The organism is Flavobacterium adiutor (assembly GCF_048282555.1).
In the GTDB taxonomy this organism is placed as follows: Bacteria; Bacteroidota; Bacteroidia; order Flavobacteriales; family Flavobacteriaceae; genus Flavobacterium.
This window is the reverse complement of the sequence record NZ_CP182487.1, coordinates 379,768-396,944: the sequence shown is the minus strand read 5'-3', so window position 1 is coordinate 396,944 and position 17,177 is coordinate 379,768. Positions and strand designations below refer to the sequence as shown.

The window sequence follows — 17,177 nt, the reverse complement described above, 5'->3', positions numbered from 1 at the left end:
AAAGCCTTAAGGGCCTGAAAATTTGGATTTAATCTAAGTAAGAATCTAAATTAGCTCAACATTTGCAATGTTACAAAGCATAGAATGCAAACTCAGCGTAAATTTAGTTCCGTTTAATAATTCACGAAGCTGTACTATTTCGCAGATGGTAAGATTTCTGGAAAAATTTTTTTTAGTAGTTTCAATCAACTGTGCATCAGCATGATCGGAAAGATCATAAAGCATATCTAAAATATCGACACTATTGACTTTTCTTTGGAAAATCAAAAAATCATGAATTTTATAACTTGACAACGTATCAATAAAATTGATAATGATACTATTAGTCAAATCACACTGATAACTGTATCCTTTTTCGGTTTCAAATAATACTTTGGTGGTCAAATCGCTAACTAATGCCATTCTTATATAAATTTATAACGGTACAAAAATATATAATTTACACCAAATAAACACATAATTAAGACTAATTTAAAATAACAAATACTATTTTTATTTTTAAAAATGAATTTATTTGCTGAATTTATATCCTAAAAAACAACTCATTAATGATAACACTGTAACATTTCTGAGGATCATTAGACTTATTTTGAAACTAAATTTATTAAAATCATGCAGGCACACGAAATAGATTACCAAATTTTTGGAGAAGAAATGCAATATGTGGAAATAGAACTGGATCCACAGGAAATTGTCATTGCCGAAGCGGGCAGTTTTATGATGATGGAAAACAACATCCAGATGGAAACCATATTTGGCGATGGTTCCCAGCAACAGGGATCAGGTTTGTTTGGCAAACTGCTGAATGCTGGAAAAAGAGTCCTTACAGGCGAAAGCTTGTTTATGACGGCATTTTTAAATCAGGGCAACACTAAAAGCAAAGTTTCATTTGCATCACCCTATCCCGGCAAAATCCTTCCGATTGATTTAACCGAATTTCAGGGTAAATTTATCTGTCAAAAGAGTTCGTTTTTATGCGCTGCCAAGGGTGTTTCTGTTGGGATAGAATTTTCTCAGAAGTTAGGCCGCGGCTTATTTGGTGGTGAAGGTTTTATCATGCAGAAAATTGAAGGTGATGGTATGGCTTTCGTACATTCGGGAGGAACAATGGCTAAAAAAGTTTTGGCGCATGGAGAAGTCCTAAAAGTAGATACCGGATGTATTATTGGTTTCACCAAAGACGTAGATTATGATATTGAATTTATTGGCGGGATCAAAAATTCTATTTTTGGCGGTGAAGGCTTATTTTATGCTACTTTAAAAGGTCCGGGAATAGTTTATATTCAGTCATTACCTTTCTCCAGATTAGCCGACCGCATCATTGCATCAGCACCAAGATCTGGCGGAAACAACCGGGATGAAGGAAGCCTGCTTGGTGGGTTAGGAAATCTTCTGGATGGTGATAATAGGTTTTAAAAAAACGGAATAGGCTTTCAGTGAATGAAGGCCTTTTTTATTATACCAAAATCGGAATTGTTATAAAAATAAATTATAACAAAATTTATCAAAGTGCATCTATCAAACTTAAATTTCCTATATGATTTATCGTTTCTTATCTTTGTCTTACATATTATAAAACTTCATTTTGAAAACCATTTTACATAAAAACACCAACATATCCTATACTGTTTCAGGAGAAGGAACTTCAATTGTCTTACTTCACGGCTTTCTGGAAAACAAAAAAATGTGGAAAGACTATGTTTCTGTATTCTGTGAAAACTATCGTATAATAACCATTGATTTATTAGGTCACGGCGAGTCAGAATGTTTAGGCTATGTTCATGAAATGGAAGAAAATGCCAAAGCTGTCAATGCAGTTTTAGAACATCTGAAAATTGAAAAAGCGATCATTCTGGGGCATTCTATGGGTGGCTACATTGGTCTGGCTTTCGCCGAATTATACCCGGAAAAAGTACAAAAACTGGTTTTACTGAATTCGACTTCCAAAGAAGATAGTGCAGAAAAAAAACTAAACAGAACACGTGCCATTAAAGCGGTAAAACAAAACTATGTCAGCTTTGTTAGTATGGCAATTGCCAATTTATTTAGTGAAGATAATCGTGAGCGTCTTGCAAATGAAATCGAAAAAGTAAAAACAGAAGCCTTAAAAACACCATTACAGGGAATTGTAGCTTCGCTGGAAGGAATGAAAATCAGGAAAGACAGAGAAAGTCTTTTGAAACAAAACCTTTTCCCGGTTTTATTAATTTTAGGCAAAAAGGATCCTGTTTTAAATTATGATCAAAGCATATCACAAGTCGAAAATACAAATGTACAACTTGTATCTTTTGAAGGTGGACACATGAGCCAAATTGAGAATAAGGACGATTTAAAAAAAGTTCTCTTTGATTTTTTTAGGGATTAAGAATTGATTAGAAACAGAAAAAAGACCGATCATCAATGTGAAACGGCCTTTCTTCATTATCGGGGGCAAAATCTTAGTCGTTTTAATTCTGACATTTTGTGTCAGGTTTCTAAAAATAATCTTTTTTTAGATGTGGCAAAGGTATTTGAATAGATATAACTTTTCAATGAATAACTGTTAAAAAATAATCCAAAAATAAGTTTCTGCATCACTTTTATTGATAACACATCGATTCTTTATTTTTAAAATAAAGTGCACAAAAAATCTTAATAAATAATTCATATCTCGTTAAAAAAACAATCAGATAAACTAATGATATTAAATTATTAATTTGAGAATTATGGCATTTTAGAAGCAAATGAATTAAAAAAGTGCAATAGCTGACAAATATCCATGCTCAACTAGACCTTCCTTTTTATCGATATTATACACTTTACCATTTTTCACCAAAACTAACCTGGTAGAAATTTTGATTACATTTTGATAATTATGATCTGTAATAATTATTCCCTTTTTCTTTGAATTTGCTTTAATCAATTCATTCACAACATCAATCATAATTGGCGACAATCCGTTGTAAGGCTCATCTAACAAAACAAATTTTGAAGAATTGTAAAGCACTATTTTGATTTCTAAATAACGAAGTTCCCCACCTGACAAGTCTTTTACCTTTTTCTTTAAAACAGATGTAATGAATTCATCCTCACAAAAACTTTCAATTTCCTTAGCATCAATTGACAACGAGATAGCTTTTTTAACAGACAAATGATTTGGAATAAACTGATCCTGATGTAAATAACTAATTTCATTAAACAAATAGATTGCTTTATTTTTAGAAATTCCATCAATTCGAATACATTTATTGGGAGCTTGAACAAGTCCAACAATGATTTTTAGCAAAGTAGATTTACCAGAACCGTTTCTCCCTAACAACCCAACAATTTCTGATGTTTCGCATTTTAGATATACATCAGAAAGTATTACTCTCTCGGCAAATTTTTTCTGAATTCCGTCGACTTCTAAAATATATTTTTTCAAAATAATTTCTTGATTAAAAAAATTATCAAACCAATTAATATGGTCATGCAAATAGTAAAAAGATAACTGAATATCCAGAGCTGAATTTTAGAAATTCCATTATTAGAATAAAACAAGTAATCACTCTTTCGATAAAACTCTTTGAAACCAATACTCATTAAAAAACCAAAACTCAAAAACATTATAAAAAAATAATCAAAGCCACCTAACAAAACAGCAATAGAACATACCACCAAATTAATACCTAATGTGGTTTTAAAAAACTCGAATATGTTTAACAGCTTCCTGATATTAATTTATTTTTTCTTCGAAAGGAATGTTAACATCAAAAATCTGATTTAACAACATTACAATTTCATCCAGATAATTATTTAAAGTCTCTCTGGAAACAGTAATATTCAATTCTCTATCTTCCTTAAAACCAAACGGTAAAAAACCAGACTTCAGATTCTTAAATGAAATAATACCTGCTTCAACAGGAAATTCTCCTGCTTCTTTTTCAAACATAAAAGCATAAGCCAATACCTGAATGATTTTATCATTTTTAAGCTCCCGAGTCAATCCGTTCCATGATTTAAGAATAACATTAACTTTTTCAACTTTTCCTGTCTTATAATCAATGATTCTTATTTTCCCATTACGCAGTTCAATTCTGTCAACGTTTCCTTTAATTAAAACAGGAAAAGGGAGACTAGGATGAATTAAGTCACGTTCAAATGTTTTTTCCAAGGCAATAATTTTGACTTCGTCTCCATTTTTAATCGCCTCTAATTCCATTTTTAGAAAATTAGAAACATTACGTTTTGCAACTTCAAAAGCCAAAAGATTTCGCCCTTTCTTAATTTCTCCTTCTTTATAAACCAACTTAAATTGCTTTAAAACTTCATCATCCAGCAACTTAAAACAATTAGAAATATCCTCTTCAGAAATAAACTTATCGATAAAAGGAGTATACAAAGTCTCCAAGGTCCCATGAATAATAGTTCCCAAAGTATTCAAAGCGATATTTTCTTCTACTTCTTCAACTTCCCGGATGCGAAGTATTTTTTGAAAATAAAAATCAATCGGATTCCGAATATAACTTGTTAAAGCCGAAGGAGAAAATCCCGTCGTAGCTATTTCTTTCAAACGCAGCATTACGGCATCTGACTTTGGAATCGACATTGGTTTATAAGCCGTTGCAGGCAAAACCGGATTGTAAATATCAAAAGTTAAATTATGCCTAGGTTGCTTTTCTACTTCTAACTGTGTTATAAAGCGGCTACGCTCACCGGCATCTAATCCTTCATTTTCGGTATTATAAATCAGATAAATATTTTTGGCTCTTTGCAGCAGATGGTAAAAATGATATGTGTAAATAGCATCTTTTTCTTTAAAAGTTGGCAACCCAAGCTCCCTCTTCACATCATACGGAATAAATGAATTTTGAGATTTCCCGGCCGGAAACTTCCCTTCGTTCATAGAAGTTACAATTACCGTATCAAAATCAAGGACACGGCTTTCCAAAACCCCCATAATTTGTAAGCCATTTAAAGGCTCCCCTTCAAAAGAAACTTCTGCAAGATCAATTATCTGTTTATAAACTGCATACAAAGTCTGAATATCATCTATAAGAGTATGCTTAGAATAATAATTGATTAACTTATTGATAACTTTAAAAATAGAGAAAACAAAAGTTTTTGCAATTTTCTCGTCTTCATTGTCATTACTAAAATTTTCTTTAATCAAAAGTAAAAGCGCCGAAATACTTTCGAGTACAGCCAAGGATCCATTTTCCCATTTTTGAAACAGCAGACTAAATAAATCTGAAGGATTCAAATTGAGTTCGTTTAATCTGGTATGCGTAATAAAAGTGTAATTATTTTCTTTTATAATTTTAACTAACTGATTGGTTTTGGCGAAAGGTTCAATTAACGGATGTGTGAGAATATCAAGCACATCCTTGTAATAAAAAACATAACTTGCCCCATTTCTGGAAAGAGCGTTTGTATGCATTTTGAACAATTTGGCAATTAAAATTTGTGACGGATTATTTTTACCTGAATAGCCCATAGTTATATTCAATGACCCAACAGAATTTGGCAAAGAATATAAAACAGGTATTAGTAAATTTTCTTCACCCAGCACAATTGCCACTTTATCAAGAGAAGAATCTGGATTGTCTCTCAGAATATTTTCGATAATACTTCCCGAAAGTTTTGCCTGCCCAATAGTTTTTGGTGTTCCTATTACCTGAATATTTTTTGACTGGGAAAAATCATCCACAATCCACTCAAAAGGATTTAATTTATAGTGTTTCCAATTTTCTTTGAACCGTCGTACAAAAAGACCTGCATCATGATATGGGTCGTTCAGAAATACTTGATCTATATCCCAGTAAATTTTTGCCTGATCAAGAGCTAAAAGATGCTGTACTATCCTTTCTTCGGCTGCATTCAAAGCATTAAACCCCGCAAAAACATATGTTTTATTCGAAATAGTATTTGAAAAATGATTCAAATTATTTACTGCTTCTCGATAAATTAAACCCTGATAACCAAAACCCCTATTTAACAAATGACTATACAATGCTTCATAATAAACTGGCAGCAATTTCCAAAAATCGATATAATTCTCAAGGAGTTTCGTTTTATTTTCAACCTCAATTCCCCACTTTTTAATATCTTCAATATCTTTTAGATAAGACAAAATATGCGAAGGCTCAAGAAGATAACGGTCAATTTCATTAAAATCCTGCAGAAGTGTTTTTGCCCAATTTGCAAATAATTCAAATGACTGCTGATGTTGTTTTTCTGTGATAGAGAGATAAACCTCGTAAAATTCAAACAAGAGCTCAATGGAATCAATAGAACGAACAGAAGCAACTTGCTGGACAAAATCTTCAATCGAAATAATATTAGGAGAAAGAATGGTTTTGTTTGTTTGTTTCCTTAATGCTTCAATCAAAAAAACCTTAGCCCTTTTGTTAGGAAGAACAATAGTAATCTCAAATAACCTATCGGAATGATCCTGAGTAATAGTAGCTGCAATTTTTTCTAAAAAAGGAGTGTTTATCATATGATAAAAATAAAAAAAGCCATTCAATTAAGAATGGCTTTTTACAAATTATTTAGAAAAGTAAACTATAGTTTACCTTCATATTTAGAACCTATGTGTTTGATTTCAGTTCTTCTGTTTTGAGCTTTACCTGCAGGAGTTTTATTACTTGCAACTGGCTGAGACTCACCAAAACCTTTAGAAACTAAGTTATCAACGCTGATTCCTCTTTCTATCAATGCATTCATAACAGCAGCAGCTCTGTCTTCAGAAAGTTTTTGATTCACTTTGTCAGAACCATCACTATCTGTATGACCTTCAATACTGAATTTCGCATTAGGATAGTTTTTAAGGATTTCTTTAATAGCATCTAATCTAGCTAAAGTTTCTTTATCTCCTGTTTTGAATGTAGCTTTACCTGAGTTAAAGTAAACCGCTCTTGCCTGAACTTTAAGTTCTTCTAATGCTTCAGTAGTAATTTCAGGACAACCTCTGTTACTTGCCGGACCAGCCACAGTAGGACAGTCGTCATCTTTATCTAAAACGCCATCTTTATCAGCATCTAAGAAAGGACAACCACCATTTTCTCTTGGACCCACTTCTTTAGGACATTTATCGTCTTTATCAGCGATTCCGTCACCGTCTGTATCAGGACAACCTTTTAAAGCAGCTAAACCAGCAACATCTGGACAAGCATCATCTTTATCAGCAACTCCGTCACCGTCTGTATCAGGACATCCGTTTAATGCAGCTAAACCAAATACATCTGGACAAGCATCAGAAGCGTCAACAATTCCGTCTCCGTCAGTATCAGGACATCCGTTGAACTGTTTTAAACCAGCAACATCCGGACAAGCATCATCTTTATCGTAAATTCCATCACCGTCAGTATCTTTACCTCCGAATTTAAAAACTAAACCTGCTGTGTGCTGGAAGTGAGACGGAGCATCTGGAGTAACTCCATTAGCTTCTTCTCTATCACCAAATGACCATTTATATCTTGAAGCAAGTTCAAGACCAATAGCATCTGTAAACCAGAAAGTTAAACCAAGACCCGGATTAAAAGTCCCAAAACTACTATCACCAAAGAAAGTATAACCTCCACCAACAGATAACGAAGGATCAATTACTTTAGATTTAATCAATTCCTGAAAGCTATATTTGATAGTAGCATCAATGCCATAATACATTAAATCCCCTGGATTGTCAACATAATTCCCTCTTGAATCTGCAGTTGCATTTAATGGATCAAAAATAACATATTTTTCAATTTTGTTTACAGAACCTTGCAAACCAACAGAAAAACCGCTACCTACATATCTAGACACACCAATGTATGATAAAGAAGGTAGAATATTCCAATTGTCTTTTACTGCGAATGGCTGAGAAAAGTGTTGCTCAAAGAAACCACTTCCTGACCCAGAACTTGTTCTGGTATCAACGGCATTAACCCCAAAAGAGATAGCCCATGGATTGTTACTGTCTTGTGCGTGAGCATTTAAACCCATCGCCATTAATACAGCAACAAAAAGTTTGTTAAGATGTTTCATACTTATTTTTTTTAATTACAATTTAGTTAATTATAAACAAAAGTAACACGTAAATTTTTAAATACAAAATGTTATGTTAAAAAAAACCTACAAAAATTACGCAAAATGGTAATTATATAACTTTTAACATTTGTCCTACAAATACAAATGCTTCTATCGCTTTGTCTAAATGTTCTTTAGTATGAGCTGCTGATAATTGCACCCTAATTCGTGCTTTTTCCTTAGGAACAACAGGAAAGAAGAAGCCGATTACATATATCCCTCTTTTTAGAAGCTCATTAGCCATAGTTTGGGATAATTTTGCATCATATAACATCACAGGAACAATTGCTGAATCACCTTCTATAATATCGAAACCAGCTTTTTTCATTCCTTCTTTAAAATAATTGGTATTCCATGCTAATTTATCTCTCAAAGATGAATCTTTTTCCAAAAGTTCAAAAACTTTAATAGAAGCACCCACTATTGCTGGAGCTAAAGAATTTGAAAACAAATAAGGACGTGAACGCTGGCGCAGCAATTCAATTATTTCTTTTTTGGCAGTTGTATATCCTCCCATTGCACCCCCCAGGGCTTTACCAAGTGTTCCGGTTATAATATCAACCCTGCCCATTACTCCTTTTGCCTCAAGGGTTCCTTTTCCTGTCGCTCCAATGAATCCGGCAGCATGACATTCATCTACCATTACCATTGCATCGTATTTATCTGCAAGGTCACAAATTTTATCCAGTGGTGCCACAAGTCCGTCCATAGAAAAAACACCATCAGTAACAATTAATTTAAAACGTGCTCCAGATTCATTAGCCTTGATTAATTGCTGTTCTAAATCTGCCATATCACTATTTTCATAACGATAACGGGCGGCTTTACATAAACGAACTCCATCTATAATAGAGGCATGGTTCAGACTATCTGAGATTATAGCATCATTTTCTCCCAATAAAGGTTCAAAAACTCCTCCGTTAGCATCAAAAGCTGCTGCATAAAGAATCGTATCTTCTGTACCGTAAAAATCTGCAATCTTCTTCTCTAAAGTTTTATGAATATCCTGCGTACCGCAGATAAAACGAACAGATGACATCCCAAAACCGTGTGTATCCATTGCATTTTTTGCAGCCTCAATAACTTCAGGATGCGATGAAAGTCCTAAATAATTATTAGCACAAAAATTCAAAACTTTTTCCCCTGTAGAAATAGTAATTTCTGCACCCTGAGCAGAGGTTATAATACGTTCTTTTTTAAAAATCCCGTTTTCTTCAATCAACTGGAGTTCACTTTGTAAATACTCTTTAATTTTTCCGTACATTTCAATATTTTATAATATGTTAAAAATCAATACATTAAGCCAATTAAAGCTACGTAAATGATTTAACATCTGATTAATTTCATTACAAATTTACCACATCAATATCTGGACCTATATACACCAAAGCCCTTTTTAACACTTTGTATCCTAAATCCTCAACTGCATTTTGATATTCCTGAATTTGATGTATATATTTAGGATTTTTAGCTCCTGTTTTATAATCCAGCAAATAAGCCCCCCTATCACTTGTCAACACAATTCTGTCCGGTTTTAAGATTTTCCCCTCCCTTTGCACAATTGTATGCTCGTTTAAGACAGTATTTTGCCCATTAAAACAAATACTTATCTCTGGATGAGTTACAATTTCAAATAATGTTTTAGCAACAATCTCTTTTTGATCTTGTGTTATCAATCCATTTTCAGTTGCCTTTGTAAGCGCTAATTCAACATCAGACTTATCTTTCACGAAAGCCAAAATCTCATGCACAATATTCCCGTATGAAATCGCCTCTTGCTGGTGTGTCCCCCACATTAAGGCTTCACGCTGAGCAATTTTGATGTTTTTCGGATTTAAGACTTCAGAAACCACTGGAATTGTTTTCAAAACGGTCATTTTTTTATCAGAGGCGGAAAGCTTTTTTGAATCACCAAATTCATATTCCAGCTTTTCCGGATGATAAATTCCTTTATCGATTAAAAATTTAATAAAAAATGAAGCCATATTACTAGGAAAATCTCCTTCCTTTCTTTCTTTTAGTGTTTGAGAAATAACATATAACTGCTCTTCTGCTCTTGTTAATGCCACATACAAAACATTAATGTTATCCAATAACTCCTCTTGCTTTTTTATATTAAAAACAGCTGAAGCTTTTTCTCCAAAACCTTCTACCGCACTACTGTTATCAATTAGAGCTTTGGAAACGCCTAAACCAGCTTCTTCTGTATCCAGCCAGAGTTTATCTTTGGGTTTCCTGTTATAATCTTCCTCTGCAAAAGGCATAATTACAACAGGAAATTCTAAACCTTTAGATTTATGGATTGTCATAATACGAACTGCATTATTTCCTTCCGGAGACGGAATACTAAATTTTTCTCCATTCTTATCCCAATAAGATAAAAAATCAGCTATTCCTGCCTGATTTCGAATATCACGCTCCAGAACAATATCAAGAAAGTATTGCACATAAGCATTTCCCTCTGAAGGAAGAATAAATTTTGATATGATAATTTCTACCGCTTCATAAAGTGACTTTTTTCTTATATTTTCAAAAGAAAGCGAAACATCAAAGGTTAAAAGCCATTCTTCAAAATCATTTTCAGCTTTATGATTCATTCCCTCTGCAATAAAATCATGAATAGGCATCGCAATTTCTTTTCCATTCCCTAAGAAATGCAGAAAATTTGCTTTTGCCTCCAAATCAATATTATTATTAAGATACTTTAGCAAATGAATAATCAGCCTTACTTCAGTAGCATTTTGAATCATCAATGTTTCTGATGACAAAAGCGGAATATTCTGTTCAGTCAAATAATTTGCAATAGCGATTCCCTGATCTCTCTTACGGGTCAAAATCACTATATCTTTATATTCAAAACCTTCGCGAAGAACTTTCTGAATTGTATTTAATGTTGCCAGAACATATAAATCTGACTTTTCAATCGCTTCTTCTTCATCTGCAAAATCATTTTTTTCAATTATAGGGAGAAAAGAAATATTTACATAGCCTCCTTTTTTAGAGTTTGCCTTCTGAAAACTATGATTTTCATATAAATTTTTATAATCTTCATTTGAAAATTCAGTCGAAATCAACTTAAAAAAAGCGTTATTAAAATCAATTACTTCGCTGTAACTTCTATAATTGGTATCTAAATGTTTTATAGCTTTATCCGGATTATTAAACGGATTTAAATCTTTACTTAGCTCAATAAATTGTTCTGCCTTTCCTCCCCTCCAGCGATAAATAGATTGCTTTGGATCCCCAACAATCATCAGGGTTCCTTTGTTACCAAAATCATCCTGTCCGGAAAGCGCATTATCAATAAGCGGAATCAAGTTTTGCCATTGCATTTCAGAAGTATCCTGAAATTCATCTATAAAAAAGTGGCGGTATCGCTCTCCTAAACGCTCATAAATAAATGGCGCAGGCTGGTTCTGGATTTCCCGATGTATAATTGCGTTGAACTCTGAAATCGACAAAACATTTTGTTCAGATTGAATTTTAGCCAGCTCATTACTGACTGTATTTAACAAAGAAAGTGGCGTAATATTTTTTAGAAAAGCCTTGTAGAAATCTCTTTTTTCAAAGTTTTTATAGACTTTGTCTAATATCAAAAGCAGTTGCGGAATACTATTTTCAATCAAAGCCCTGTCACTGGCCGTCTTGTTGATGGCAATATCTTCAAATTGATGAAAGGTTTTATTTCGTGGATTAAATTTTCCGTCACGAATACTTTCTAAATGATTTGGAAAAGTACCTCTTGAAAAAGATTTTAAGTTAATTCCGTTTTTATTAATTAAAGAAAGTGCTTCAATCGCAAATTGTTCATTTTCTGATTCTAATTCCTGGCACAAAGCCACCATTTTCTTTTTAATTTCAACAAATTCTTCAATTGTTTTATCGTTAAAATGAATAATTTCATTACGATTATTTTCATTCAAAACCAAACGACCTGTTTCAAGGATTTCACGCGAAACATCCCAGCTTTTATCGTCATCGGTCTTTTCCATTGTAAAATCGATCAGTAATTTAGTCAGGGTTTCGTCCTGACCTGCCTGTGCAATAATGGCGTCAACAGCTTCAATTAACAAATTTTCGGTATCCAGAGTCACCTCAAAAGTCATGGGCAAATTTAAATCGTGAGCAAAAGCACGAATTACCTTATGCGTAAATTTATCAATGGTAGAAATATCAAAAGCAGCATAATTATGAATGAGATGCTTAATAATATTTTGAGATTTTGTTTTGATTTTAATTACTGAAAGTCCCGTTTCCCTTGATAGATCTTCCATCAGATCTATAGCTTTCGCCGAAGGTTCGTCTTTAGCAAATTCAGATAAGCTTCCAACAATCCGGCCTTTCATTTCATGAACTGCCTTATTCGTAAAAGTAATGGCAAGGATATTACGGTAAGCATCATTTTTAGGTGAGGAAAGAATTATTTTAAGATATTCCTTAACCAAAGTATAGGTTTTTCCGGAACCTGCAGAAGCATCATAAATCGAGAAAGACGGGCTTTGCATAAAGTTGGTTTTAGTCTTGTAAAAATAGTACATTAAATATTAAAACCAATAAATGCAAAATCCAAATTTCAATAGCTGATACATAATCACAAGCAGCTATTGAAATTTAGATTTTATTTTTTTACTTTTTAAAACAAGATCAATGTTTTGGAAAAGCTCTTTTATTAAAAACAAGCAAAATACCAACACCTGTAGAAATCGCTACATCTGCTACATTAAAAATAGCATTAAAAAATTCAAATCGCTTTCCTCCAAAAAAAGGAATACATGCAGGTAAATCCCCTTTCCATATAGGAAAATAAAACATGTCTACAACCAAACCATGAAACCAGGTACCATAAGGCTCAGGAGAAAAAGGAGTGGCTAAATTATTATAACTGCTGTCAAAAATAACACCGTAAAAAACAGAATCCAGAATATTTCCAGCAGCTCCGGCAAAAATAAGTGCAATAGCAATGACTAAATAAGAAGAAGCATTCTTTTTTACAGCATCGTACAACCAATATCCAATCCCAAAAACGGCAAAAATCCTAAAAACTGTCAAAATTAATTTACCATATTCACCTGGGATTTTAGTTCCCCATGCCATCCCTTCATTTTCTATAAAATGAATTTTAAACCAGCTAAAAACAGGGTATTCATCACCTAATATAAAATTAGTTTTTACATAGATTTTGGAAATCTGGTCAATTAATAATACTATAAATATGAGGAGATATGCTTTTCTTAATGACATCATGTGAATTTTAATGTTGGCAAAAATAACAATTAAATCAAAAAAAACGCTCCTTAAGGAGCGTTAATTCTTTGGCATTTTAAGGTGATTATCTTTGCATGTTTTTAGCTTCGATACTCATTGTTGCATGAGGAACGATTTTAAGTCTTTCTTTGCTAATTAATTTACCTGTTACTTTACAGATCCCGTAAGTTTTGTTTTCTACACGGAATAAGGCATTTTTTAAATCACGAATGAATTTCTCTTGTCTGATAGCTAACTGAGAGTTTGCTTCTTTTGACATGGTCTCACTTCCTTCTTCAAAAGCTTTAAATGTTGGAGAAGTATCATCAGTTCCGTTATTCAAATCGTTCATATAAGCACTTTTGATCAAGTCAAGATCTTCTTGTGCCTTTTTAATTTTTGCCTGGATTATTTCTTTGAACTCCGCTAAGTCAGCGTCTGAGTATCTTGTAATTTCATCTATCATTTTTAATACCTATTTTGAAATTAATATCATTGTTCTAATGTCATCAAACTCAATTTCTGTGCCGTTTTCTAAAGCGTCAGCAAAAACAAGTTCGTCTGTTAATGTTTCTGATTTAATGTAATCTTCATTTTTTGAAACTGCATTTTCTAAAATACCGTCTCTTTTTATTTGTACTTTGATCTTATCCGTAACCTCAAATCCTGAATCTTTACGAATATTTTGTATTCTATTAACTAATTCTCTTGCGATCCCTTCATTTTTCAACTCTTCAGATATTGTAACATCAAGCGCAACTGTTATTCCGTTTGAATTAGCAACCAGCCATCCTTCAATATCCTGCGATGTTATTTCGACGTCTTCTAATGATAAAGTTACACTATTTCCTGCAATAACAATATCTAACGTTCCCTGCTTGTCAAGCTGATTGATCTGGTCCGCAGAAAAACCCTGTATCTCCTTAGAAATCAAACCCATATCCTTTCCAAAACGTGGCCCAAGAGCCTTAAAATTAGGCTTAATTTGTTTTACCAAAATACCTGACGCATCGTCTAAAAGTTCGATTTCTTTCACGTTTACTTCGGCTTTTACAAGGTCAGAAATCGCTTCGATTTCAGCACGCTGATTCTCGTCAAGTACCGGAATCATTACCTTTTGCAGAGGTTGACGCACTTTGATCATCTCTTTTTTACGTAATGATAAAACCAGTGAAGAGATGGTTTGCGCCTTCTGCATTTTGCTTTCCAACGTTTTATTAACAAAGTTTTCGACAAATTTTGGGAATTCTGCCAAGTGAACACTAGCAAAATCCTCGGTTCCAGTAGAAGCTGTCAAATCTCTGTACAATTTATCCATGAAAAAAGGAGCTACTGGAGCGCTTAATTTACTAATTGTTAGCAAGCAGGTATAAAGCGTTTGGTAAGCTGCAATTTTATCTTTTGCATATTCGCCTTTCCAGAAACGACGACGACATAAACGAACGTACCAGTTACTTAAGTTTTCCTGAACGAAATCAGAAATTGCTCTTGTTGCTTTTGTTGGTTCGTAATCTTCGTAACATTCATCAACAAATTTTATCAATGTATGCAATTCAGACATAATCCACTGATCGATTTCAGGTCGTTCGCTTAACGGAATTTCAGCTTCAGCATATTTAAATCCGTCGATGTTAGCATACAACGAGAAGAAAGAATAGGTGTTGTAAAGCGTTCCAAAGAACTTACGACGAACCTCAGCAATTCCTTCGATATCAAATTTCAGGTTATCCCAAGGATTAGCATTTGAAATCATGTACCAACGGGTTGCATCCGGACCATATTCTGCAATGGTTTCAAAAGGATCTGTTGCGTTTCCTAAACGTTTCGACATTTTTTGTCCGTTTTTATCTAACACCAAACCATTTGAAACTACGTTTTTATAAGCAATTTTATCAAATACCAAAGTTCCGATCGCGTGCAAGGTATAAAACCATCCACGAGTCTGATCTACTCCTTCTGCAATAAAATTAGCCGGAAAATCTTTATTTTCATCAATTTTGTCTTTGTTTTCAAAAGGATAATGCCATTGTGCATAAGGCATTGCTCCAGAATCAAACCAAACGTCGATTAGATCACTTTCGCGCTTCATTGGTTTCCCGGAAGCAGACACTAAAGTAATTTCATCCACAACATTTTTGTGCAAATCAATTAAATCATAATTTGATTCAGACATATTTCCGATTTCAAAACCTTTAAACGGATTTTCTTTTTGAAAACCAGCTTCGATAGATTTTTCGATCGCATTGTATAATTCTTCAACAGAACCAATAAGAACTTCTTCTTTTTTATCTTCAGTTCTCCAAATTGGCAACGGAATTCCCCAATATCTAGAACGAGATAAGTTCCAGTCGTTGGCATTTTTCAGCCAGTTCCCAAAACGTCCTTCACCAGTAGATTTAGGTTTCCAATTGATAGTTTCGTTCAGGTCGAACATTCTATCTTTTACATCGGTTACTTTAATGAACCATGAATCTAGCGGATAATATAACAACGGCTCATCGGTTCTCCAGCTGTGTGGATAACTGTGCACGTATTTTTCAACCTTAAAGGCTTTATTTTCTTCTTTTAATCGAATAGCGATTTCAACATCTACAGATTTCTCCGGAGCTTTCCCCGCATCATAATATTCGTTTTTAACGTATTTCCCAGCTAAATCTCCTAAATGAGAAGTGAATTTTCCTTGCAAATCTACTAACGGAACTGCATTTCCTTCTTCATCCAAAACCAACATTGGCGGCACTTCTGGTTTTGCTTCTTTTGCTACTTTAGCATCATCTGCACCAAAAGTAGGCGCTGTATGCACTACTCCTGTTCCGTCTTCTGTTGTAACGAAATCTCCAGAAATTACTCTAAAGGCATTTTCAGCATTTTGATATGGCAATACGTAAGGCAATAATTGCTCGTAACGGATTTCTACTAAGTCGATTCCTTTTGCTTCGGCTAAGATTTTGTATGGCAGTTTTTTGTCGCCGTTCTTCACATTGTCAAAATCAGCGTCATCTTCGCTTAAGAAAAATCCTTTTCCGAATTGTTTTCCAACTAAGTTTTTAGCCAAAATCACATTGATTGGCTCAAAAGTATATTGATTGAATGTTTTCACTAAAACATAATCGATTTTTGGACCAACAGTCAAAGCAGTGTTTGACGGAAGCGTCCAGGGCGTTGTCGTCCAAGCTAAAATGTGAACATCTCCAAAACCTTGTAAAAAGCTCGGAAGCGTTTCCGGCAAAGTTTTAAACTGTGCTACAATTGTAGTATCTGTAACATCTCTGTATGCTCCCGGCTGATTTACTTCGTGAGAAGATAATCCTGTTCCTGCTTTTGGAGAGTAAGGCTGAATCGTGTATCCTTTGTACAATAAACCTTTATCGTAGATTTGTTTTAAAAGCCACCAAACCGACTCCATATATTTTGGTTTATAGGTCACATACGGATCTTCCATATCAACCCAATACCCCATTTTTTCGGTCAGATCATTCCACACATCGGTATAACGCATAACGGTTTTTTTACACGCTTCGTTATATTCTTCGATAGAAATTGTTTTGCCAATATCTTCTTTTGTAATTCCTAATTCTTTTTCAGTACCCAATTCTACAGGTAAACCGTGCGTATCCCAGCCGGCTTTTCTTTTAACCTGAAAACCTTTTTGAGTTTTATATCTGCAAAAAATATCTTTAATCGCACGTGCCATCACGTGGTGAATTCCCGGTAATCCGTTTGCTGAAGGCGGACCTTCAAAAAATACGAAAGGTTCAGCACCTTCGCGTGTAGTTACACTCTTTTCAAATATATTTTCTTTCTTCCAAAAATCAAGAACTTCAGACGCTACCGCTGGTAAGTCAAGTCCTTTGTATTCAGTAAATTTTGTACTCATTTTATCCTTTTCTTAAACGAGGTGC

Annotated in this window: 11 protein-coding genes; 2 read left to right on the top strand and 9 right to left on the bottom strand. The window is 33.8% G+C overall.

Annotated elements, in window-relative coordinates; translation table 11 throughout:
* Positions 1-45 precede the first annotated feature (45 nt).
* Entirely contained in the window at positions 46-402 is a 357-nt protein-coding gene (locus tag ACNC7R_RS01595) for a hypothetical protein (protein WP_417939249.1), read from the bottom strand.
* A 210-nt stretch (positions 403-612) separates the two neighbouring features.
* Here ACNC7R_RS01595 and ACNC7R_RS01590 point away from each other — a divergent pair, with 210 nt between their 5' ends.
* Together ACNC7R_RS01590 and ACNC7R_RS01585 are read left to right on the top strand one after the other, a co-directional pair.
* The gene (locus ACNC7R_RS01590; protein WP_417939248.1) at positions 613-1,416 is read left to right on the top strand and encodes a TIGR00266 family protein; all 804 of its coding nucleotides are present in this window, start codon (positions 613-615) and stop codon (positions 1,414-1,416) included.
* A gap of 169 nt (positions 1,417-1,585) precedes the next feature.
* Entirely contained in the window at positions 1,586-2,365 is a 780-nt protein-coding gene (locus ACNC7R_RS01585; RefSeq protein ID WP_417939247.1) for an alpha/beta fold hydrolase, read from the top strand.
* 363 nt (positions 2,366-2,728) lie between these two features.
* On the opposite strand, the gene ACNC7R_RS01580 is transcribed toward ACNC7R_RS01585, so the two are convergent.
* From ACNC7R_RS01580 to ileS, 8 genes are all read right to left on the bottom strand, one after another.
* Positions 2,729-3,403 (bottom strand): ATP-binding cassette domain-containing protein, encoded by a 675-nt coding sequence (locus ACNC7R_RS01580; protein WP_417939246.1) that lies wholly within the window; start codon positions 3,401-3,403, stop codon positions 2,729-2,731.
* A gap of 291 nt (positions 3,404-3,694) precedes the next feature.
* Positions 3,695-6,460 (bottom strand): PD-(D/E)XK nuclease family protein, encoded by a 2,766-nt coding sequence (locus ACNC7R_RS01575; protein WP_417939245.1) that lies wholly within the window; start codon positions 6,458-6,460, stop codon positions 3,695-3,697.
* A 65-nt stretch (positions 6,461-6,525) separates the two neighbouring features.
* Positions 6,526-7,989, bottom strand: coding sequence for an OmpA family protein (locus ACNC7R_RS01570; RefSeq protein ID WP_417939244.1), 1,464 nt, complete (start codon positions 7,987-7,989; stop codon positions 6,526-6,528).
* Positions 7,990-8,101: 112 nt separating this feature from the next.
* The gene (kbl, locus tag ACNC7R_RS01565; RefSeq protein ID WP_417939243.1) at positions 8,102-9,295 is read right to left on the bottom strand and encodes a glycine C-acetyltransferase; all 1,194 of its coding nucleotides are present in this window, start codon (positions 9,293-9,295) and stop codon (positions 8,102-8,104) included.
* An 82-nt stretch (positions 9,296-9,377) separates the two neighbouring features.
* Entirely contained in the window at positions 9,378-12,536 is a 3,159-nt protein-coding gene (locus ACNC7R_RS01560) for a UvrD-helicase domain-containing protein (RefSeq protein WP_417939242.1), read from the bottom strand.
* Between the two features lie 139 nt (positions 12,537-12,675).
* Entirely contained in the window at positions 12,676-13,272 is a 597-nt protein-coding gene (locus ACNC7R_RS01555) for a lipoprotein signal peptidase (protein WP_417939241.1), read from the bottom strand.
* 88 nt (positions 13,273-13,360) lie between these two features.
* Positions 13,361-13,741 carry a TraR/DksA family transcriptional regulator gene (locus tag ACNC7R_RS01550; protein ID WP_417939239.1) on the bottom strand — a complete coding sequence of 127 codons (381 nt, stop codon included), beginning with the start codon at positions 13,739-13,741 and terminating at the stop codon, positions 13,361-13,363.
* A gap of 9 nt (positions 13,742-13,750) precedes the next feature.
* Complete coding sequence (gene ileS, locus ACNC7R_RS01545; protein ID WP_417939238.1) at positions 13,751-17,152, bottom strand: isoleucine--tRNA ligase; 3,402 nt, start codon at positions 17,150-17,152, stop codon at positions 13,751-13,753.
* Positions 17,153-17,177 lie beyond the last annotated feature (25 nt).

What these genes read in the sequence shown, in the direction of transcription:
- kbl (WP_417939243.1), bottom strand. Translation starts at nt 9,295, where the DNA reads ATGTACGGAAAAATTAAAGAGTATTTACAAAGTGAACTCCAGTTGATT.
- ACNC7R_RS01595 (WP_417939249.1), bottom strand. Translation starts at nt 402, where the DNA reads ATGGCATTAGTTAGCGATTTGACCACCAAAGTATTATTTGAAACCGAA.
- ACNC7R_RS01560 (WP_417939242.1), bottom strand. Translation starts at nt 12,536, where the DNA reads ATGCAAAGCCCGTCTTTCTCGATTTATGATGCTTCTGCAGGTTCCGGA.
- ACNC7R_RS01550 (WP_417939239.1), bottom strand. Translation starts at nt 13,741, where the DNA reads ATGATAGATGAAATTACAAGATACTCAGACGCTGACTTAGCGGAGTTC.
- ACNC7R_RS01590 (WP_417939248.1), top strand. Translation starts at nt 613, where the DNA reads ATGCAGGCACACGAAATAGATTACCAAATTTTTGGAGAAGAAATGCAA.
- ACNC7R_RS01575 (WP_417939245.1), bottom strand. Translation starts at nt 6,460, where the DNA reads ATGATAAACACTCCTTTTTTAGAAAAAATTGCAGCTACTATTACTCAG.
- ileS (WP_417939238.1), bottom strand. Translation starts at nt 17,152, where the DNA reads ATGAGTACAAAATTTACTGAATACAAAGGACTTGACTTACCAGCGGTA.
- ACNC7R_RS01555 (WP_417939241.1), bottom strand. Translation starts at nt 13,272, where the DNA reads ATGTCATTAAGAAAAGCATATCTCCTCATATTTATAGTATTATTAATT.
- ACNC7R_RS01570 (WP_417939244.1), bottom strand. Translation starts at nt 7,989, where the DNA reads ATGAAACATCTTAACAAACTTTTTGTTGCTGTATTAATGGCGATGGGT.